A 19,831-nucleotide genomic window follows, 5' to 3' on the forward strand; every position below is an offset into this window, starting at 1 on the left:
TTCAGCTGGTCGCTGGATCAGATCTCGTCGACCGTGGTGGCGGAGTTGGGCCGGCGGGAGAGGTCGATACCGAGCTCCTCCGCGGCGCGGTACACCTCGTCGTCGGACTCCTTCATCTCGATCTGCATGCCGTCGCTCGAGAGCACCTCGACGTTCAGGCAGAGCGACTGCATCTCCTTGAGGAGGACCTTGAAGGACTCCGGGATGCCCGAGTCGGGGATGTTCTCGCCCTTGACGATCGCCTCGTAGACCTTGACGCGGCCCGGGATGTCGTCGGACTTGATGGTGAGCAGCTCCTGCAGCGTGTAGGCCGCGCCGTACGCCTCGAGGGCCCACACCTCCATCTCGCCGAAGCGCTGACCACCGAACTGCGCCTTACCACCCAGCGGCTGCTGCGTGATCATCGAGTACGGGCCGGTCGAGCGCGCGTGGATCTTGTCGTCGACGAGGTGGTGGAGCTTGAGGATGTACATGTAGCCCACCGCGACCGGGTCCGGGAACGGCTCGCCGGAGCGGCCGTCGAACAGCGCCGCCTTGCCGTCGAGACCGACCATGCGGTCACCGTCACGGTTCGGCAGCGTCGTCGAGATGAGGCCGCGCAGGGCGTCCTCCTCCAGGCCGTCGAACACCGGCGTCGCCACCGGGGTGCCCGGCTCGGAGCGCTTGGCGTGCTCCGGGAGCTTCTCGCGCCACTGCAGGTCGTCGCCCTCGGCGAGCTCGACGTCCCAGCCTCGGCTGGCGACCCAGCCCAGGTGGGTCTCGAGCACCTGACCGACGTTCATGCGGCCGGGCACACCGAGCGGGTTGAGCACGATGTCCACGGGCGTGCCGTCGGGCAGGAAGGGCATGTCCTCCTGCGGCAGGATCTTCGAGATGACGCCCTTGTTGCCGTGGCGGCCGGCGAGCTTGTCGCCGACGGTGATCTTGCGTCGGTTCGCGATGTAGACGCGCACCAGCTGGTTCACACCGGCGGGCAGCTCGTCGCCGTCCTCCCGGTTGAACTCGCGCACGCCGATCACCGTGCCGGACTCGCCGTGGGGCACCTTGAGGGAGGTGTCGCGGACCTCGCGGGCCTTCTCGCCGAAGATCGCGCGCAGCAGGCGCTCCTCCGGGGTCAGCTCGGTCTCACCCTTGGGGGTGACCTTGCCGACCAGCACGTCGCCGGCGCCGACCTCGGCACCGATGCGGATGATGCCGCGCTCGTCGAGGTCCGCCAGGACGTCCTCGGAGACGTTCGGGATGTCCCGCGTGATCTCCTCGGGCCCGAGCTTGGTGTCGCGGGCGTCGACCTCGTGCTCCTCGATGTGGATCGAGGACAGGACGTCGTCCTCCACGAGGCGCTGCGACAGGATGATCGCGTCCTCGTAGTTGTGACCCTCCCAGGACATGAACGCCACGAGCAGGTTGCGGCCGAGCGCGAGGTCGCCCTCGTCGGTCGCGGGGCCGTCGGCGAGCACGGAGCCCACCTCGACCCGCTGGCCGGCATCGATGAGCACCCGCTGGTTGTAGCTCGTGCCCTGGTTCGAGCGGCGGAACTTCGCCGCGCGGTACGTGGTGGTGGTCCCGTCGTCGTTCTGGACCGTGATGAGGTCGGCGGAGACCTGCGAGACCACGCCGGGCTTCGAGGCGACGATGACGTCACCGGCGTCGACGGCGGCACGGCGCTCCATGCCGGTACCGACCAGCGGAGCCTCCGAGCGCACCAGCGGCACGGCCTGGCGCTGCATGTTGGCGCCCATGAGCGCACGGTTGGCGTCGTCGTGCTCGAGGAACGGGATCAGCGCGGTCGCGACCGAGACCATCTGGCGCGGCGAGACGTCCATGTAGTCGACGTCGGCGGCCAGGATGTCGTCCGTCTCGCCGCCCTTGGTGCGGACCAGGACGCGGTCGAGCGCGAAGGAGCCGTCCTCGTTCAGCGTGGTGTTCGCCTGGGCGATGACGTGGCGGTCCTCGTCGTCGGCCGTCAGGTAGACGACCTCGTCCGTGACCTTGCCCGCCACGACCTTGCGGTACGGCGTCTCGATGAACCCGAACGGGTTGATGCGGCCGAACGACGCGAGCGAGCCGATCAGACCGATGTTCGGACCCTCGGGGGTCTCGATCGGGCACATGCGGCCGTAGTGCGACGGGTGGACGTCACGGACCTCCATGCCGGCACGGTCGCGGGAGAGACCACCCGGGCCGAGCGCGGACAGACGACGCTTGTGCGTCAGGCCCGCGAGCGGGTTGTTCTGGTCCATGAACTGCGACAGCTGCGAGGTGCCGAAGAACTCGCGGATCGACGCCACCACGGGGCGGATGTTGATCAGGGTCTGCGGCGTGATCGCCTCGACGTCCTGCGTCGTCATGCGCTCGCGCACGACGCGCTCCATCCGGGACAGACCCGTGCGGACCTGGTTCTGGATGAGCTCGCCCACGGCGCGGATGCGGCGGTTGCCGAAGTGGTCGATGTCGTCCGTCTCGACGCGGACCTCGTAGGGCTCGCCGTCGCGGGTGCCGTCGAGGGTCGCCTTGTCCGCGTGCAGCGCCGCGAGGTACTTGATCGTCGCGACGACGTCGGTGACCGAGAGCGTGCTCTCGCTCAGCTCGGCCGAGACGCCGACCTTCTTGTTCATCTTGTAGCGGCCGACCTTCGCCAGGTCGTAGCGCTTCGGGTTGAAGTAGAAGTTCTCGACGAGCGCGCGACCGGCCTCGACCGTCGGCGGCTCACCGGGACGGATCTTGCGGTACAGGTCGACGAGGGCCTCGTCCTGGGTGTGGACGTGGTCCTTCTCCAGGGTGTCGAGGATCGTCGGGAACTCGGCGAACTCCTCGCGGATCTCCGACTCGGTCAGACCGAGCGCCTTGAGGAGCACCGTCACCGGCTGCTTGCGCTTGCGGTCGACGCGCACGCCGACGGCGTCGCGCTTGTCGATCTCGAACTCGAGCCACGCACCGCGCGACGGGATGATCTTCGCGGAGTAGACGTCCTTGTCGCTCGTCTTGTCCGGGGTGCGCTCGAAGTAGACGCCCGGGGAGCGCACGAGCTGCGAGACGACGACGCGCTCGGTGCCGTTGATGACGAACGTGCCGCGGTCGGTCATGAGCGGGAAGTCACCCATGAACACCGTCTGGCTCTTGATCTCGCCGGTGGTGTAGTTGACGAACTCGGCCGTGACGAACAGCGGGGCCGCGTAGGTGAAGTCCTTCTCCTTGCACTCGTCCACCGTGTACTTCGGGGGCTCGAAGCGGTGGTTGGAGAACGAGAGGGACATGGACTGGCCGAAGTCCTCGATCGGCGAGATCTCCTCGAAGATCTCCTCCAGACCGGAGGCGTCCGGGACGTCGTGGCGACCGGCCTCGACCGCGGCCTCGACCCGGGCCTGCCAGGCCTCGTTGCCGAGGAGCCAGTCGAAGCTCTCGACCTGGAGCCCGAGGAGGTCGGGCGCCTGGAGCGGCTCGTGGATCCGGGCGAAGGAGACGCGGCGGGAGGCGGTGCGGTTCGCGATGGCGTCGGCGGACGGAGCAGAAGGGGTGCGCGAGGCAGCCAAGAGGGGTCCTTCCCTGCAGTTCGATGGCACGCTGTACGCTCGTGCTGCGACGGGCGCCGAGCCGCGGGCGAAGGTGCCGCTCCACGAGCCATCCGGGGGGTGACCACGGTGGTCTCAGCAGGCGGGACATCGTCGGCGGGAGGGGCGTCAGGGCACAGGCGAGCGCAAAGCGCTAGCGTAGCCGAAACCGAGGAACCTGTCCACCCGCGTGGGCGCGCGAGCAGACGTCCTCGGCTTCGCTGGTTGTGAGGACGTTGTCTCGGTGGCCGCCATATGCCGCCCAAGAAACGGTACCCACCGACGTTACCGCCCTCCAGGCACTGTGGCCAGCCGTCGGGCGGAGCCGTTGCTCACACTCCCCCGGTCCCTCACAGGATCCCCACGCGGGCACGCCGAAGGCCCGCTCCCCCGGAGGGGAACGGGCCTTCGGACCGGAGACTCACCGCGACCGGGGTCGCGGCATCACCCGTGAGTGCGGCTCAGGCCGCGAGGCTCACTTGAGGGTGACGGTGGCGCCGGCGCCCTCGAGCGCCTCCTTGGCCTTCTCCGCAGCGTCCTTGTCGACACCCTCGACGACCGGCTTCGGCGCGCCGTCGACCAGGTCCTTGGCCTCCTTGAGGCCGAGGGACGTGAGCGCGCGCACCTCCTTGATCACCTGGATCTTCTTGTCGCCGGCCGACTCGAGGATGACGTCGAACTCCGTCTGCTCCTCGGCGGCCTCGGCCTCGCCGCCACCGGCGGGGGCGCCCGCGGCAGCCACGGCGACCGGAGCGGCGGCGGTGACGTCGAACTTCTCCTCGAAGGCCTTCACGAACTCGGAGAGCTCGATGAGGGTGAGCTCCTCGAAGGCGGACAGGAGCTCGTCGGTGCTGAGCTTCGCCATGATGTGGCGTTCCTTTCAATCAGCGCTTCGCGGGCCGGACGGCCCGCCAGAAGCAGGGGTTTGTGTGTCAGGGCGTCCGCCAGGTCAGGCGGCGACGCCCTCCGAGTCCTGCTTCTGACGCAGGGCATCGATGACTCGGGCGACCTGGGCAGGCTTGGCCGAGAAGGCATAGGCAGCACGCGTCAGCGTGGCCTTCAGCCCACCAGCCACCTTGGCCAGGAGAACCTCGCGGGACTCGAGGTCCGCGAGCTTCGTGATCTCCGCAGCGGTCAGCGGGTTCCCGTCGAGGACACCGCCCTTGATGACCAGTGCAGGGTTCGCCTTGGCGAAGTCACGCAGGCCCTTGGCGGCCTCGACCGGGTCCCCGGTCACGAACGCGATCGCAGAGGGGCCCTTGAGGTCGGCGTCGAGACCCTCGACACCCGCCTCCTTGGCCGCGATCGTGGTCAGCGTGTTCTTCACCACGGCGTAGGTTGCGTTGCCGCGCAGCGACCGCCGCAGCTCCTGGAGCTGCGTGACGGTGAGCCCGCGGTACTCGGTCAGCACGGCCGCGTTGGTCTCACGGAGCTTGTCCGCGATCTCCGCGACGGCGGCTGCCTTGTCCGGCCTCGCCATGGCAATCCTTCCGGTGGTGGAGCCACCGGTCACCCCGGGAAAGAGAAAGAGCCCCGGCGCAGGCGCACGGGGCTCGGAGCTCACAGCAGGACTGTGGATCGTCGTCGTGTCACCTGCGCAGGCCCCCGCTCTTCGCGGGACTTCGGTCTTCAGCCGTTCGGAGCGGGGCTCCGGGCAGCATCTGACGACCGGCGGTCTTGGGTTACCCGAGAACCTTACACGACGACGACGGCGGTGCGGCACCCGAGGCGGGAGGCACGCGTCACAGCGGCGGTGTGCCTCCGGAGCGGCCGCACGCCGCCGACCACGTCAGCGGCTCGCCGTCATGGGCATCGCCGCGGCAGCGCTCGCCCCGACGGCGGCACGGCGGAGCTTCTTCGTCATGGTCGTCGCCGCAGGTCAGCGGCGTTCGCATGCCAGGGGACCGCTCACGACGGTCACGGGCTCACCAGCGGCATCGGGCCGAAGCACACGAGCGGGACGGGCTCGACCTCGTCCGCCAGCGCGTGGGCGAGTGCCGCAGCCGGTTCGAGGCCCTCCCTGAGCGACGCGTGCAGGCGGGGCATGACGCGCACGGCGACGTCGTCGCGCAACGGGGCCACCGCGGCCACCACCGCCCTTGCCCCGAGCCGCAGGAGCACGCTCGTCAGGCCGAGCGGCTCACCGCCGACCCGGGTGGAGGCGCGACCGACCTCGCAGGCGGAGAGCACCACGACCGCGCCGCTGAGGTCCGTCCCGTCGAGCTCGTGAGCATAGAGAGAGCCGTCCGCGAGCCGGACGGCCGAGAACAGCGGGTTGTCCGGCTCGTGCCTGCCGTGCGCACCGAGGTGCACCACCGTGGCACCCTCGAGCGCTGCCCCGGTCCTGCCGCACGTGGCGTCGGGACCGGCGAGCAGCAGCGCATCGTCCCAGACATCGGCGACGAGCCGTGCCTCTTCCTCCGCGGCGGCGAGATCCGGTCCGGCGACGACCACCACCCGTGGCGGAGCCGGGGCCGGCCCGATGCTGCTCAGGTCGACCCACGAGTTCACCGACGTCGCCCGGCCCGCCCGTGACGGCATCGCCGCCCACGGGACGCCGAGGAGATCGCCCCGGGCAGCGACGTAGAGCGCGCCGGAGACCTCGAGCGGCGCGAGCAACAGGTCGTCGATCCGTGCGAGGGACCGGCGTGCGGAAGCAGCGGCCACATCCCGCATCCGCGGCGGGATCAGTCCGTTGGCCAGCACCTCGGTGTCCCCGCGTACTCGACGGACCAGCTCGAGGAGCTCAGCGGCCGGGCACAGGTTGACGGACCGCACCCCCGTGCCGTCAGCACGCAGCGCCGTGATGCGCTCGGTCAGCAGGTACGAGACCACGACCTCCTCGGTTCCCGCCCTGCGGAGGCGGTCGACGGTCGCGGCAGCCGTGGCCGGCCGGGGCACCAGGCTTCCCGCGGACCCCGAGAGCTGCCACGACCGGCGCCGTGCCTGCTCCTGCAGGCGGTACGACTCCGCCGCCCGCTGCGCGGAGCGAGTGCGGTCGTCGGCCTCGGGGCCGGCGGCCAGCTCTCGTGCGTCCTCGCCGGCCCGCCGGGCCTGGACCAGCAGCTCGGCGAGCCCCGGGTCGTTCGGCGGTCTGACCCGCGCCGCGCCGGCGAAGGCGGCACGGCCACGCTCGGTGGCGTCGAACACCGCGGAAGCGCGACCCGTGGCCATCGCCGCCTCGACGTCGACCCGCGCGAGCCTTCCGCCGTGCGCGGCGGCGGCCGTCACCGCGTCGACGGAACCGACCCGCGCCCGGTGGTCCGCCAGGATCTGGTGGCCTCCGCGCACCGCCCGCAACCCGGCCCGCCGGTCGCCCTGCGCGAAGGCCACCTGGGCCAGCACCGACCGGTGGTGGACGCGCAGCGGGAGAGGGCTGTCAGAGCTCAGCCGGCGCGGCACAGCGCGTGCGATCTCCACCGCGCGAGCGACGTCGCCGGCAAGCAGAGCCCACTCCACCGCCAGCAGACGGGCGGCCACGGCGACGTCTCGGCCCGTCCCGGGACCGTGCGCCTCGCCGTCGTCGGCCAGCCTCAGCGCCCGTTCAGCCCGCCGGCGCAGCGTCGAGCGACTCAGGCCGGCGCGCTCGCGGTCGTCCGCCAGTCTGCCCTCGAGCCGGACCACCGTCGCCCTGAGCGCCCACACGCTGTTGCCGACACGTGTGAACGCACGCGCGGCCTGCGCCGCCCATCGCATCGCGTCGTCGAACCGACGAAGGAGCAGAGCGCACTGGGCCCGGCCGTACAGCGCGTCCGCGCGTTCTCCCGTCAGGTCGTCCGTGACGAAGAGGTCCGCCGCGTCGGCGAGGACCTGCTCCGCCTCCGACACCAGGCCGGCGTCGAGGAGGATCTGGGCCCTGCTCACCTCGGACCAGCCGTCCGGACCACCCGGTTGCCGCGCTGCGGCCGCCTCCAGCTCGCGCAGCGCCGCGGGAAAGTCGCCCTCGCGGTAGCGGGCGAGTCCGAGGTTGAGCTGCGCGAAGGCGGCGTACCGGTCGTACTGACCGGCCTGGGCGTGGGCCAGCGCCGACTCGTTGCTCCGGACGGCAGCCGCGAGGTCGCCGATCTCCAGGGCAGCGGCCGCGCGGTTGATGTGGAGCACCGCCAGATCACGATGGTTCGACGGCTCGACCGAACGCAGCGCCCGGTCGAACGCGTCCAGTGCCGCGCCGGCATTCCCGGACCTGACGTGCAGCAGGCCCTCCTGCCCGTGGGCCAGCGCCTCGAGACGCGGCTCCCCCGCGGCGGTCGCGACCGCCAGTGCCTCACCGACCAGCCGCCGCGCGTTGCCGAGCGACCCGGTCAGGGCGTAGACGCAGGCTGCCTCCCCCACGAGCGCCCGCACACGCAGCTCGACGACCCAGACGCCGTGCCGCTCCGGATCGAGTGGGGCGATGTCACGCAGCAACGAGCGATAGGCCCGCGACGCCGGCCGAACGCGGGACGCCGCGTTGAGCTCCTGCGCCTCACGGAGCCGTTCGTCGTACGCCGCCCGGTCGATTCCTGCCCCCTACCTGCCGTCGTCGCCACGCCCCGTCAGGGTGGTCGCGCTGGTCACAGCATCCCACGCGGCGGGGACCCCGGTGTCCGCACCACCGTGGGCAAGCCGCGCTCCCGCCACCTCGCCTGCGAGGTACGGCGCGGCGAAGGACGTCCCGCTCCAGGTGGCGTACCCCCCGGTGAAGTCGTCCGGGTCCACGGTGGCCCGGACCCCCGGGCGCAGCCGTTCCGCCACTCGTGCCGCCGGGGTCTCGGGACCGTCGACCGTCGTCGGCATCGTCGACATCACGGAGGCACCCGGACGGACGCACGTGACCCAAGGACCGTCGTTGCTGAAGATCGCTGTCGTCCCGTCCGGGTTGGTTGCCCCGGCCACGATCAGCGGGGGGTACGCCGCCGAGAGCTGCCGGTCGTCGACCGGGGCCACCGCACCACCCTCGCGGTGGAGGCGCGGGGCCCAGGCGGCGGGGAACATCGGTCTCGTCGTCCCGTCGTTGCCGGACGCGGTCACGACGACGACGCCGGCGCGGCGCAGCGCCCGAAGCACGCGGCGCAGCGGACCGTCGTACCCGTAGTCCAGGGGCTGCTCGTGGTAGTAGCCCATGGCCAGCACGACGACGTCGACGCGATGGTAGCCGTCGTCGCCCTGGGCCCCCCGGCGGTGATAGCGCAGCACCCGCCACAGGGTGTGCAGCACCTGCCACTCGGAGACCTCGCCCGAGCCCCCGAATGCGCGGACCGCCATGAGTACCGCGTCCGGGCAGACCTGGTGCACGATCCCGGCCATGAACGTCCCGTGCCCCGCCACCGGGTCCAGCGGACCCGTCAGCGGGTCGACGCTGAGGCCACCGAACTCCGCGTCCTCCGAATCGAAGCGCGGTACGGGAAACGTCCCCACGGGAGCTCCGTCGAGCGAGGCGGTCCGCACCACCACCGCGCTGTCCTGAGGATCCTGCGGGTCGTACTCGCCGAACCACGGGTGCGACCCGATGCCGGTGTCGACGATGGCCACGACGGGGCGTCGCGTCCCGTCGGCAGCGACCCACGGTGTGGGTCCGTCGTCCAGGGCGCGACGCGGCGGACCACCCAGGTAGCGCACCGGCGTCAGACCGCCCGTGCCGGGGCGACCGTACTCGTCGACGGCACTGACGGGCAGCGGCGTCGTCCGGGGGCGTGCCACCGGGACGAAGGGCAGGGGTGTCGTCCTGCCACGCTGCGCCCGCAGGACGTGGTCGAGCCCGACGCGCGGCGTCCGCTCCTCCCCCTCGTCGAGCTCGTCCCGCTCGTCGAGGTCCCTCAGCTCGGCGGTGATCCGCTCGAGCACCTGCCACGTGTCGACCTCGAGGTCGTCGTCCCTCTCCGGGACCAGCCGGAGGGCGTAGCCGAACGTCTCGTCGTCGACGTCGTCGACCGCCAGGTCTCCGAGGGTGCCGTCGTAGGTGAGTCGGTAGCCCATCTCCGTGGCGATGCGTCGCACCCCGTCGATCCAGGTCTGCGGCTCTTCCGTCGCGTCCACGGGCCAGGGGTCGAGAACGGCCACGGCACGTTCGCCGCCGGCCGTCAGTCGCTCCACTTCGGGGGCTACCGCCTCGCGGAGCGCGTCCGGCAGGTCTCCCCGGACGATGAGCCGGTCGGCGACATAGGTCGTCGCGTCGACCCGGGAGGCGCCCGGGCTCCGGCGGACCCGGTCGGGGTCCAGGTGCCGGACGGGACGCCGCCCTCCGGCGGCGTCGGCGACGGTCGTCTCGCTCACGTGCTCCTCCTCGGCGGCGGGCACGGACGTGCCCACCGGTGTGTCAGGTCAGGGACGGTCAGGTCTACAGCTCGATGACGGGCGTGGTGATCGGCACGTCGTCCTGCTCCACGAGCAGGCTGGCCAGGCCGCGGGGGACGTCCTCCAGGACGAACCGTCCGTCGTCGTCGGCGGTGGTGCGGTGGTCGCCGTCGGGCCGGCGCAGCACGATCGTCAGCGTGTCCGCGGGGGCGAGCCAGCCGTCCACGCGCACCGTGCGCGGGGTGTTCCCGGGCGACAGCGCGATCATCACGGTGAGCCGCTCGTGGGTGAAGGTAATGGTGCGGGTCTCCAGCGGTGGCGCGTCGCTGCGCACCGTGCCCGCCGGCGCCTCCAGGACCATGAGCTCCATGACCTCGGACTCGAGGCCCGCGAGGGTCATGGCGAACAGCGACCGCTCGACGAGCCCTTCCGGCACCGGGTCCGCGCGCTCGCTCAGCTCCGCCACGCGGGCGAGCAGCGCGACGTCGGAGGCGTCCAGGGGTTCCTCGGCACCGGGGACGTCGTCGAAGTAGGTCATGTCCATGAGGTCTCCCCCTGCTCGGTGAGGACGGCGCGCAGCTTGGCGAGGCACCGTCCCCGGGTGGCGCCGATGCTCCCGACCGGCATGCCGATCGCGGCGGAGATGGACCGGTAGTCCGGACGGTCGGCGAGGGAGACCAGGCGCAGCAGCTCCTGGCACCGGTCCGGCAGCTGGCGCAACGCACCCCACAGCAGCCGGTCCCGCTCGTCGCGCAGGAGCTCGGCCTCCGGGCCCGGGGTCGGGTCCGGCAGCGTCGCGGAGGTCTCGGCGTCGTCGTCGGGCAGCTCCGTGCGTCGCTGCTCGTCGGCACGTCCCTTGCGGACGACCTCCCAGGCGGCGCGGCGCGCCGTCACCAGCAGCCACTTGAGCGTGGCCTTCGGCTCGGAGATCGACTCCACGTGCCCGACGAGCGCCGCCCACGTCTGCTGGACGACGTCGTCGGCCGCCTCGCGAGGAACGCCCTGGGCGCGCACCGTGCGCCACAGCAGCGGGGTCGCCTCACGGACGAACTCGCTCATGGCGTCCGCGCGGCCCTCGCGATATCCCAGCAGCGCTGCCGCGGCTCGGTCACCGAGGCTCTCCGTCTCTGGGGGACTGGTCATCTCTCGTCGCGCGTCCTCGTGGTCCCGCGCGCCGGACGCTCCGGCGGCTCCCCACGAGCGTAGGGCGGGACGCGGTGACGCGCGGCGCCCTCCGGGTCCGCCCATGAGATTTCACCCTCCGCACGATCGGCTCTGTCGTGGGGAGGGAGGCGCGGCCCGCCGCCCTGATACATCGGGCGGGCGCCGGGCGGCCGGCTCGGCGCCCGGGGACGACGACGGCCCGGCACCCTCGCGAGGAAGGTGCCGGGCCGTCGTGGTGCGGAGACCGGGGTCAGCTCTCCATGAGGCGCGTGGTGCGCGACTGGTCGAGCGGGATGCCCGGGCCGAACGTCGTCGCGAGCGTCGCCTTGGTGATGTAGCGACCCTTCGAGGACGACGGCTTGAGCCGCAGGACCTCGTCGAGGGCGGCGCCGTAGTTCTCCACCAGCTGCTCCTCGGAGAACGAGGCCTTGCCGATGATGAAGTGGAGGTTCGCGTGCTTGTCGACGCGGAACTCGATCTTGCCGCCCTTGATGTCGTTCACGGCCTTGGTGACGTCCATGGTCACGGTACCGGTCTTCGGGTTCGGCATGAGGCCGCGGGGACCGAGGACCTTACCGAGACGACCGACCTTGCCCATGAGGTCCGGCGTGGCCACGGCCGCGTCGAAGTCGGTGTAGCCGCCGGCCACCTTGGCGATGAGGTCGTCGCCGCCGACCTCGTCGGCGCCGGCCGCCATGGCCTCCTCGGCCTTCGGGCCGTTCGCGAAGACGATCACGCGGGCCGTCTTGCCGGTGCCGTGCGGCAGGTTGACCGTGCCGCGGACCAGCTGGTCCGCCTTGCGCGGGTCGACGCCGAGGCGGAAGGCCACCTCGAGGGTCGCGTCAGCCTTCGAGGAGGCCGACTCCTTCGCCATCTTCACGGCCTCGAGGGGCGTGTACAGGTTGTCGCGGTCGATCTTCGCCGCGGCGGCGCGGTACGCCTTGCTGCGCTGTGCCATCTGCATGTCTCCTTGCTGCAGTCGTGGTTCGTCGGGTCTGCGCAGACCCTCCCACGTGCCCGACGACTGTCGTCGGGACTTGTCCGTCCGTGACGGACGGGGGTGGACGTCAGCCCTGGACGGTGATGCCCATCGAACGAGCGGTGCCGGCGATGATCTTCTTCGCGGCCTCGATGTCGTTGGCGTTGATGTCCGGCATCTTGGTCTCGGCGATCTCCCGGACCTGGTCCTGGGTGAGCTGCGCGACCTTGGTCGTGTGCGGCGTCGCCGAGCCCTTGGCCACACCGGCGGCCTTCTTGATGAGCTCCGCGGCCGGCGGGGTCTTCGTGATGAACGTGAAGGAGCGGTCCTCGTAGACCGTGATCTCCACCGGCACCACGTTGCCGCGCTGCGACTCGGTGGCCGCGTTGTAGGCCTTGCAGAACTCCATGATGTTCACGCCGTGCTGACCCAGCGCGGGCCCGATCGGCGGGGCGGGGTTCGCGGCCCCGGCCTGGATCTGGAGCTTGATGAGACCGGCGACCTTCTTCTTGGGAGGCATGCTGCTTCCCCTCTCTGTGTCGTGGGCCGACGCCGTGGGCGATGACCCGGTTGCATGACGTCGTTCGCGCGGAGCGCCGGAGTCCCGGCGCTCCGGTCAGATCTTGGCGACCTGGTTGAACGACAGCTCGACCGGGGTCTCCCGGCCGAAGATGGAGACGAGGACCTTGAGCTTCTGGGCCTCGGCGTTGATCTCGGAGATCGTGGCGGGCAGCGTGTCGAACGGACCGTCCGTGACGGTGACCGACTCGCCGACCTCGAAGTCGACCTCGATGGAGGGCTGCGCGGACGCTCCGCCGGTCCCCGCGCCGGCGCCGGCGGTGGCCGGCTTGGCGGGCGACTGCTCGAGCATCGTCGGGGCGAGCATCCCGAAGACCTCGTCCAGCGACAGGGGGACGGGCTGGTGGGTGTGGCCCACGAAGCCGGTGACGCCCGGCGTGTGGCGCACGGCGCCCCACGACTCGTCGGTCAGGTCCATGCGCACCAGGACGTAACCGGGGATCCGGACGCGGCGGACGGTCTTCTTCTGCGCGTTCTTGATCTCGGTCACCTCCTCCATGGGGACCTCGACCTGGAAGATGTAGTCCTCCATGTTGAGGCTCTGGGTGCGGTTCTCGAGGTTGGCCTTGACCCGGTTCTCGTAGCCCGCGTAGGAGTGGATGACGAACCAGTCACCCGGCTGCGCACGCAGCGTGCGACGGAGCTCGTCGGCGGGGTCCTCGATCTCCGCGGTGACGTCGGCCTCGTCGGCCGACTCGGCCTCGTCCGCCGCCTCGGCGTCGGTGCCGGGCGCGTCCGCGGCGTCCGCGACGTCGTCAGATGCGGCCGCGGTCCCCTCGGGGGCTCCGGGCACGTCGTTGTCGGCCTCGACGCCGGGGGCGTCGGGCTGCGTGGGGTCGACGTTCTCCGCCTGCTCCAGAGGGTCCTGGGACACGAACGAACCTGCTTTCTGACTTCGGATGTGGGTTGCGGCCCGGGTGCTCGACGGCTGGTCGGGATCAGTTCCCGAAGAGCCAGCCGGCGCCCTGACCGACGACGAGGTCGAGCCCGGTGACGAAGAGCATCGCCACCGTGACGAACACGATCACGACGATCGTGTAGTTGATCAGCTCCGACCGGGTCGGGGTGACGACCTTGCGGAGCTCACCCACGACCTGACGGACGAACAGCGCGATGCGGGCGAAGATGCCGCGACGCTCCTTGCCCGTTCCGGCATCGTGCGTCCCAGCGGCCTCAGCCGGCAACTCGCTCACTTCGACCTACCCCGTTTCGCGATCACACCGCAGCCACGCCGCCTGCCGGCGACGTACCCACGGCACAGACTCCTGGCGTTCGGGTCATACGTGTCGCATGGCCCCGCTGCGCGCGGCCCCGCGGGGGATCACGCTGGCAGGGTAGACAGGACTCGAACCTGCAACCTGCGGTTTTGGAGACCGCTGCGCTACCAATTGCGCCACTACCCTTCGTGCCCGACGACGTCACACCGGTCGAGCCCCTGAGGGCGCGGTCCAGCATGGCGGCCGTCAACCACCGAGGGACAACTGTACGCGAACCCGCGCCGTGGGTCGAACCGCCCTGGCGACACGTCGGTCACACGCTCGTCCACCACGGTCGCGGCGGCGCGGCCGGCTCGTGCGAGTGGTGCCAGACTGTCCGGGTGCGCGACCTGGCAAAGCTCCCGAAGGCTCATCTCCACCTGCACTTCACGGGATCGCTGCGGGTCAGCTCCCTGCGGGAGATGTCCGCCGAGCACGGGATGCGCCTGCCCGCCGCCCTGACCGACGGCGTCGCCCTGCGCGTCCCCGCCGACGAGCGCGGCTGGTTCCGCTTCCAACGGCTCTACGACTCCGCCCGGCACTGCGTCCGGTCCGAGGCCGACATGCGCCGGCTCGTCGACGAGGCCGCGGCCGACGACGCCGCCGAGGGGTCGGGCCGCCTCGAGATCCAGGTCGATCCCACGTCGTACGCCCCGTTCGTCGGCGGCATCACTCCGGCCGTGGAGATCGTGCTCGACGAGGCCCGCGCCGCGAGCGCCGCGCACGGGCTGGAGGTCGCCGTCGTCGTCGCGGCCTCACGCATGCGGCACCCCCTGGACGCACGGACGCTCGCCCGGCTGGCGGCCCGGTACGCCGGGGACGGCCCCGGCGAGGTCGTCGGGTTCGGGCTGAGCAACGACGAGCGCCGCGGCGACACCTCCGAGTTCGCGCACGCGTTCCGCATCGCGCGCCGTGCCGGGCTGGCCTCCGTGCCGCACGGGGGCGAGCTGCTGGGCCCGGCGCACCTGCAGGAGGTCGTCGGGACGCTGGCACCCGACCGTCTCGGCCACGGGGTGCGGTCCGTGGAGGATCCCGCCCTGCTGGCGTCCCTCGTCGAGTCGGGCGTCACCCTCGAGGTGTGCCCGGCCTCCAACGTGAGCCTCGGCGTGTACGAGCGGGACGACGACGTCCCCCTGCGCACGCTGGTCGACGCCGGGGCCCAGGTGGCGCTCGGCGCGGACGACCCGCTGCTGTTCGGCTCACGGCTGGTGCAGCAGTACGAGACGGCACGCACCGTGCACGGCTTCACCGACGCGGAGCTCGCGGACCTCGCCCGCGCCTCCGTCCGGGGCTCTCGCGCCTCCGCCGCGACCAAGCAGCGCCTCCTCGCGGGGATCGACGACTGGCTCTCATCTCCGTCTCATCCCGCCGCGGGATGATCTCCTCATGACGCGTCCGACGATCCGCCTGCTCGCCTGGGTGCTCGTCGGGCTGCTCCTCGGGACGGCCGGGGTGGCGGTGGCCGCCGCCACGACCGGCGAGCCCGAGGACCTCGACGTCGGGCCCGTCGTCGTCATCTCCCCCGCTCCCGCGCCGTCGGTCTCCGCCGGCCCGGACTCCTCCGGCGACCCCACGCCCTCGGGCGGCCCGGAGCGGGACGACGGCGAGGTCGCGCCGGTGCCACCGGCGGACGACGATGACGATGCAGACGACGATGACGACGGCGGGGCCAGCGACGGGGACGACGACGGCGAGACAGACGACGATGACGACGACGGGGACGGGTGATGGCCCGGACCTCCACCGGCGGCCTGACGGTCCGCACGCGTATCCTCGCCGCCCTGCTGGCCCTGACCCTGCTGGCGCTCGCCCTGGCGGGCGGGACCGCCTACTGGCTCGCGTACCGGCAGGTCGACACCCGTATCGACGCCGACCTCGTCCAGGACATCGGCGAGCTCGAGGCCCTGGCGGAGTCCGGAGTCAACCCCGTGACCGGTGAGCGCTTCACCTCGCCCGAGGACGTCGTCGTCGCCGCCATCCAGCTCACCGTCCCCAGCCGGAACGAGGGCATCATCGGGCTGCGCACCGGCCGGAGCCCGCTGGTGAGCCAGCAGGCCGTCACCGTGCACCTGGAGGACGACGCGGCGTTCGTCGAGGCCGTCTCCCCCCTGGTCGAGGCGGACAGCTCCGTCCTGCGGCTCGTGCACACCGCCACGACCGACTACCGTGCCGTCGTCGTGCCGGTCACCTCCACTGCTGCGGGCACCGCTGCCGGCGACGCGGCTAGCGCCGCGGACGCCCCGGCGGCCCTGGTGCTGGCCTACGACCGGCGGGCCGAGCACGCCGAGACCCAGGCCGTGTTCCGGACCTACGCGGCCGTGGCGCTCGCCTCGCTCCTGGTCACCGGGGTCGTCGGCTGGCTCGTGGCCGGGCGCCTGCTGCGACCCATCCGCCTCCTCGCCCGAACCGCGCAACGGATCGGCGACACCGACCTGTCGGCACGCCTGCCCGAGACGGGCAACGACGACCTGACCGACCTCACGCGCGCCTTCAACGGGATGCTCGGCCGCCTCGAGGGATCCTTCGAGGCGCAGCGTCGGCTGCTCGACGACGTCGGCCACGAGCTGCGCACGCCCCTGACGATCGTGCAGGGGCACCTGGAGCTCATGGACCCGCACGACGCCGACGACGCGGCCGAGACCCGCGCCCTCACGCTCGACGAGCTGGACCGGATGCGGCGACTCACCGACGACCTCGTGACCCTCGCGACCGTCGGTCAGCCCGAGTTCGTCCGCCTCGCCCCCGTGGACCTCGGGCGCCTCACCGACGACGTGCTCGACAAGGTGCGCACGCTCGGCGACCGGACGTGGCTCGTGGACGCCCGTACCGACGTGTCGACCCTGGCCGACGCGCAGCGGCTCACCCAGGCGTGGCTGCAGCTCGCGGCCAACGCCGTGAAGTTCTCGGAGCCGGGCAGCGTGGTCGCGATCGGCTCGCGCACCATTGCCGACGGCTCGCGGGCCCACCTCTGGGTGCGCGACGAGGGCATGGGCATCGCGGCCGACGACGTCGCCACGATCTTCGAGCGGTTCGCCCGGGGCCGGCACGGCGGCGCGCACCGGGAAGGCTCCGGGCTCGGCCTCGCCATCGTGGCCGCGATCGCCGAGGGACACGACGGGACGGTCCGCGTGGAGTCCGAGCCCGGGCTCGGCTCGACCTTCACCATCGAGCTGCCCGTGCTGCCCGTGCTGCCCGGCGCCCCCGACGGCGCGCCGACCGACGGAAGGACCGACCCGTGAGCCAGATCCTCGTCGCCGAGGACGAGTCCCGCATCGCCTCGTTCATCGCCAAGGGGCTCCGCGCCGCCGGGTACGCCAGCACCACCGTGGCCACGGCTCGCGAGGCCTTCGACCTCGCGGCCTCCGGCGACTTCGACCTGCTCGTGCTGGACCTCGGGCTCCCCGACCAGGACGGCTTCACCGTGCTGCGCCGGCTCCGGGAGGCGCGGGTGACGATGCCCGTGATCATCCTGACCGCGCGCACCTCCGTCTCGGACACCGTGGCGGGGCTCGAGGGCGGCGCCGACGACTACATGCCCAAGCCGTTCCGCTTCGAGGAGCTCCTGGCCCGCATCCGCCTCCGGCTGCGCACGGAGCCCGGCGGTGAGGCGACCGTGGTGAGCCACGGCGACCTCAGCCTCGACCTGCGCACCCGACGTGCCCGCGCCGGTGACGTCGAGGTGGACCTCTCCGCCCGGGAGTTCGCGCTCGCCGAGGCGTTCCTGCGCAACCCTGGGCAGGTGCTCAGCCGCGAGCAGCTGCTCTCGCGGGTGTGGGGCTACGACTTCGACCCCGGGTCCAACGTGGTGGACGTGTACGTGCGCTACCTGCGCAACAAGCTCGGTGCGGAGCGGTTCGTGACGGTCCGGGGGATGGGGTACCGGTTGGCGTGATGTCCGCCCTGCCCTGTGCGGTCGAGGGCGAGGACGGAAGCCGCCGCGCGGTCGCGCTCACGGTCGCTGCGCGACCTGCGCTTCCCGCCTGACGACCGCGCGGCGGCTTCCGTCCTCGCCCTCTGGGTGGCTCGTGGTCCGGCGTCAGTCCGCCGAGGCGGCGGACTGGGCGCTCCGGGCGGACTGGGCGCTCTGGGCGCTCGCGGCCGACCGGGGCGACTGCGCCGACTGGGGGGTCGCCGGGCTGACCGGGCTGGTGGCCGTCACCGGGCTGATCGGCGAGCCGGGGGTGTCCGTCGTCGGCGCGGTGGTCGCGCTGGCGACCGAGCCCGCGGTGACCGTGGTGATCGACGTGCTGTTCTGCACGGCGGCCGGCGACGGCGAGGCGGCCTGGGTGCTCGGAGCCGTGCTGGTGCGCGCGTCGGGCACCGGGCCGGTCGTTGCGTCGCCGACCGTGACGGCCGAGGAGACGACCCTGTCCGCCGGCCCGTCGAACGTGCCCTGCGCCGCGGCGACCGTGGTGCCCAGCGCCACCGCACCGAGCGCTCCGCTGACGATCCAGACGTTGCGTGCCTTCATGAGTTCCAGCTCCTTCGTGACGAGGACCGTCGGTCCCGGGTGCGCAACCCTGCGGCTGCCTGATGGCCCCAGACTCGTCGGCCCGGGTGAGACCTCGAGGAGGCCTCGGTGAGAGGACTCTCAGAAACCGTCGGCCGCGGCCACCCACCGTTCCGCGACGGTGATCCAGGCGTCGGCGACCGCGCGGTCCGGCGCCCCGACGGCCAGGGACACGACGACGGCGGCCGCCCGGGCGCGCAGCACCACCGGGTCCACCTCGGCACCGAACACCGTCAGGCAGCGCTCCACCAGGCCCTCGACGCCGTCGTACGTGCCGTGCGCGAGGGCGGGCAGCACCGCGAGGTGCGCGACGGCGCAGGCGAGGTCGTCGACCAGGTGGCCGGGACCCAGCGTGTCCACGTCGAGGACGCCCACCACCCGCGGCGCGGCGCCCGGGCCGGCACCGTCGGCCCCGGCCGTGCTGAGCACGACGTTCGCGGCGTGCAGGTCGCCGTGGGTGGCCACGACCGGCCCGAGGTCACGGCCACGCAGCGCGGCGTGCACCCCGGCCGCCAGCCGGGCCAGCCGGTCGGCGTCGACCCCGTGCGCGTCGGCGAGCGCCGCCGTGTAGCGGCCCAGCCGGTCCGCCCACGGCGCACGCCGGCTCAGCCCCACACCTGCGGGCGGCAACGACGCGGCCGCGCGCACGATCTCCGCCGGGTCGACGGCGTCCGGCTGCCCGTGCGCGGGCGTGGCCGCGAGGTGGTCGGCGAGCGAGGGTCCGGAGAGCTCGGCGAGCACCACGACGCCGTCCTCGCCGCGGGTCAGCACCCGCGGGGCGACGAGCCCGTCCCCGGCGGCGAACAGCTCGTGCCGCTGCACCAGGGCAGCCACCCGGGTGGGCCGGACCACCTTGACGTACAGGGTCCCGGCCGTGGTCCGCGCGCGCAGCACGGCCCGCCGCAGGGGGCGGTAGGTGACGGTCTCGAGCGAGAGCACCTCGGCGGTCACGCCGTCCTCCCGGAGCCGCTGCGTCAGCCGCGCCGGCGTGGTGCCGACGGCCAGGCCGGGCAGCGCCGGGTCGTGCGGGTGGCGCCAGACGAGCAGGGCGTGCGTGCCGTCGTCGAGCCGCACCACGCCGTCGTCCGGCGCGGTGGCACCGGGGTCCAGGCCTGCAGCGCTCGTGGCGAAGAGGTGCTCGTGCGCGGTGCTCTCCGTGCTCCCGTGCCGGCGGCGCGCGACGACGTCGTAGGCGACCGTGAGCTCGGCACCCGGGCGGGCGTGCAGCTCGCGCACGTGCCAGGTGTCGAGGCGTGCCCCGTCGGCGCCGAGCGCCGCCGCCAGGACGGACTCCGCCCCGGGCCCGGTCAGCAGCTCGCGCCAGGCGCCGTGGTCGTGGGGCGAGGTCCGGGTGCCGGACGTCGTGACGGTCATGCGGCCATCGCAGCGCGCCCGCGCGTGCAGGCGGTGAGAGGCCGATGAGAGTCCTCTCATCCGCGACGGCGACGGCGTCCCAGGTCACGAGACGGTGTCGATCGCGGGCCGGACGGCGCCGCGCGCTCGCCAAGCCGTCATCGGCACG

The 19,831-nt window shown here is 72.5% G+C and carries 17 protein-coding genes and 1 tRNA gene; 4 read left to right on the plus strand and 14 right to left on the minus strand.

All coding sequences use genetic code 11. The annotated features are described in order from the left end of the window. Nucleotides 1-17 precede the first annotated feature (17 nt). The 12 genes from rpoB to BCL65_RS09380 form a co-directional block, all read right to left on the minus strand. Complete coding sequence (gene rpoB, locus BCL65_RS09325) at nt 18-3,530, minus strand: DNA-directed RNA polymerase subunit beta (RefSeq protein ID WP_106267328.1); 3,513 nt, start codon at nt 3,528-3,530, stop codon at nt 18-20. A gap of 493 nt (nt 3,531-4,023) precedes the next feature. Continuing rightward, entirely contained in the window at nt 4,024-4,413 is a 390-nt protein-coding gene (rplL, locus tag BCL65_RS09330; protein ID WP_106267330.1) for a 50S ribosomal protein L7/L12, read from the minus strand. Between the two features lie 84 nt (nt 4,414-4,497). Then, the gene (gene rplJ, locus BCL65_RS09335; RefSeq protein WP_106267332.1) at nt 4,498-5,028 is read right to left on the minus strand and encodes a 50S ribosomal protein L10; all 531 of its coding nucleotides are present in this window, start codon (nt 5,026-5,028) and stop codon (nt 4,498-4,500) included. A 437-nt stretch (nt 5,029-5,465) separates the two neighbouring features. Then, nucleotides 5,466-7,955, minus strand: coding sequence for a CHAT domain-containing protein (locus BCL65_RS09340; RefSeq protein ID WP_106267334.1), 2,490 nt, complete (start codon nt 7,953-7,955; stop codon nt 5,466-5,468). Nucleotides 7,956-8,057: 102 nt separating this feature from the next. Then, complete coding sequence (locus BCL65_RS09345; protein ID WP_125206513.1) at nt 8,058-9,800, minus strand: S8 family serine peptidase; 1,743 nt, start codon at nt 9,798-9,800, stop codon at nt 8,058-8,060. 64 nt (nt 9,801-9,864) lie between these two features. Continuing rightward, nucleotides 9,865-10,365: a hypothetical protein gene (locus tag BCL65_RS09350; protein WP_106267338.1), complete on the minus strand. Its 501-nt coding sequence runs from the start codon at nt 10,363-10,365 to the stop codon at nt 9,865-9,867. Next, nucleotides 10,356-10,964: an RNA polymerase sigma factor gene (locus BCL65_RS09355; protein ID WP_243400917.1), complete on the minus strand. Its 609-nt coding sequence runs from the start codon at nt 10,962-10,964 to the stop codon at nt 10,356-10,358. Before BCL65_RS09355 ends, BCL65_RS09350 begins: the two co-directional genes overlap by 10 nt. A gap of 271 nt (nt 10,965-11,235) precedes the next feature. Further along, nucleotides 11,236-11,943: a 50S ribosomal protein L1 gene (gene rplA, locus BCL65_RS09360; protein WP_106267435.1), complete on the minus strand. Its 708-nt coding sequence runs from the start codon at nt 11,941-11,943 to the stop codon at nt 11,236-11,238. A gap of 109 nt (nt 11,944-12,052) precedes the next feature. Beyond that, a complete protein-coding gene (gene rplK / locus BCL65_RS09365; RefSeq protein ID WP_106267341.1) occupies nt 12,053-12,484 on the minus strand; it encodes a 50S ribosomal protein L11 in 432 nt (143 codons plus the stop codon). A 96-nt stretch (nt 12,485-12,580) separates the two neighbouring features. Further along, nucleotides 12,581-13,417, minus strand: coding sequence for a transcription termination/antitermination protein NusG (nusG, locus tag BCL65_RS09370; protein WP_106267343.1), 837 nt, complete (start codon nt 13,415-13,417; stop codon nt 12,581-12,583). Nucleotides 13,418-13,481: 64 nt separating this feature from the next. Continuing rightward, on the minus strand, nt 13,482-13,736 hold the full coding sequence (secE, locus tag BCL65_RS09375; RefSeq protein WP_106267345.1) for a preprotein translocase subunit SecE: 255 nt from the start codon (nt 13,734-13,736) through the stop codon (nt 13,482-13,484). Between the two features lie 134 nt (nt 13,737-13,870). Beyond that, nucleotides 13,871-13,946 (minus strand) — tRNA-Trp (locus BCL65_RS09380). Nucleotides 13,947-14,140: 194 nt separating this feature from the next. Between BCL65_RS09380 and BCL65_RS09385 the strand changes: the two genes are divergently transcribed. From BCL65_RS09385 to BCL65_RS09400, 4 genes are read left to right on the plus strand one after another with little or no spacing between them, the layout of a single operon-like run. After that, a complete protein-coding gene (locus BCL65_RS09385) occupies nt 14,141-15,178 on the plus strand; it encodes an adenosine deaminase (protein ID WP_165799974.1) in 1,038 nt (345 codons plus the stop codon). Between the two features lie 7 nt (nt 15,179-15,185). Continuing rightward, complete coding sequence (locus BCL65_RS17980) at nt 15,186-15,527, plus strand: hypothetical protein (protein WP_106267349.1); 342 nt, start codon at nt 15,186-15,188, stop codon at nt 15,525-15,527. Beyond that, the gene (locus BCL65_RS09395; protein ID WP_243400912.1) at nt 15,527-17,038 is read left to right on the plus strand and encodes a sensor histidine kinase; all 1,512 of its coding nucleotides are present in this window, start codon (nt 15,527-15,529) and stop codon (nt 17,036-17,038) included. Before BCL65_RS17980 ends, BCL65_RS09395 begins: the two co-directional genes overlap by 1 nt. Beyond that, a complete protein-coding gene (locus tag BCL65_RS09400; protein WP_106267351.1) occupies nt 17,035-17,691 on the plus strand; it encodes a response regulator transcription factor in 657 nt (218 codons plus the stop codon). The genes BCL65_RS09395 and BCL65_RS09400 overlap by 4 nt, the downstream gene beginning before the upstream one ends. Nucleotides 17,692-17,835: 144 nt before the next feature. Here the strand turns inward: BCL65_RS09400 and BCL65_RS09405 are convergent, their stop codons facing one another. Further along, nucleotides 17,836-18,270, minus strand: coding sequence for a hypothetical protein (locus BCL65_RS09405; RefSeq protein WP_106267352.1), 435 nt, complete (start codon nt 18,268-18,270; stop codon nt 17,836-17,838). A 120-nt stretch (nt 18,271-18,390) separates the two neighbouring features. Beyond that, entirely contained in the window at nt 18,391-19,683 is a 1,293-nt protein-coding gene (locus BCL65_RS09410; RefSeq protein ID WP_106267354.1) for a phosphotransferase family protein, read from the minus strand. Nucleotides 19,684-19,831: the final 148 nt, after the last annotated feature.

The sequence above is a fragment of the Isoptericola halotolerans genome, assembly GCF_003003075.1.
In the GTDB taxonomy this organism is placed as follows: Bacteria; Actinomycetota; Actinomycetes; order Actinomycetales; family Cellulomonadaceae; genus Isoptericola; species Isoptericola halotolerans_A.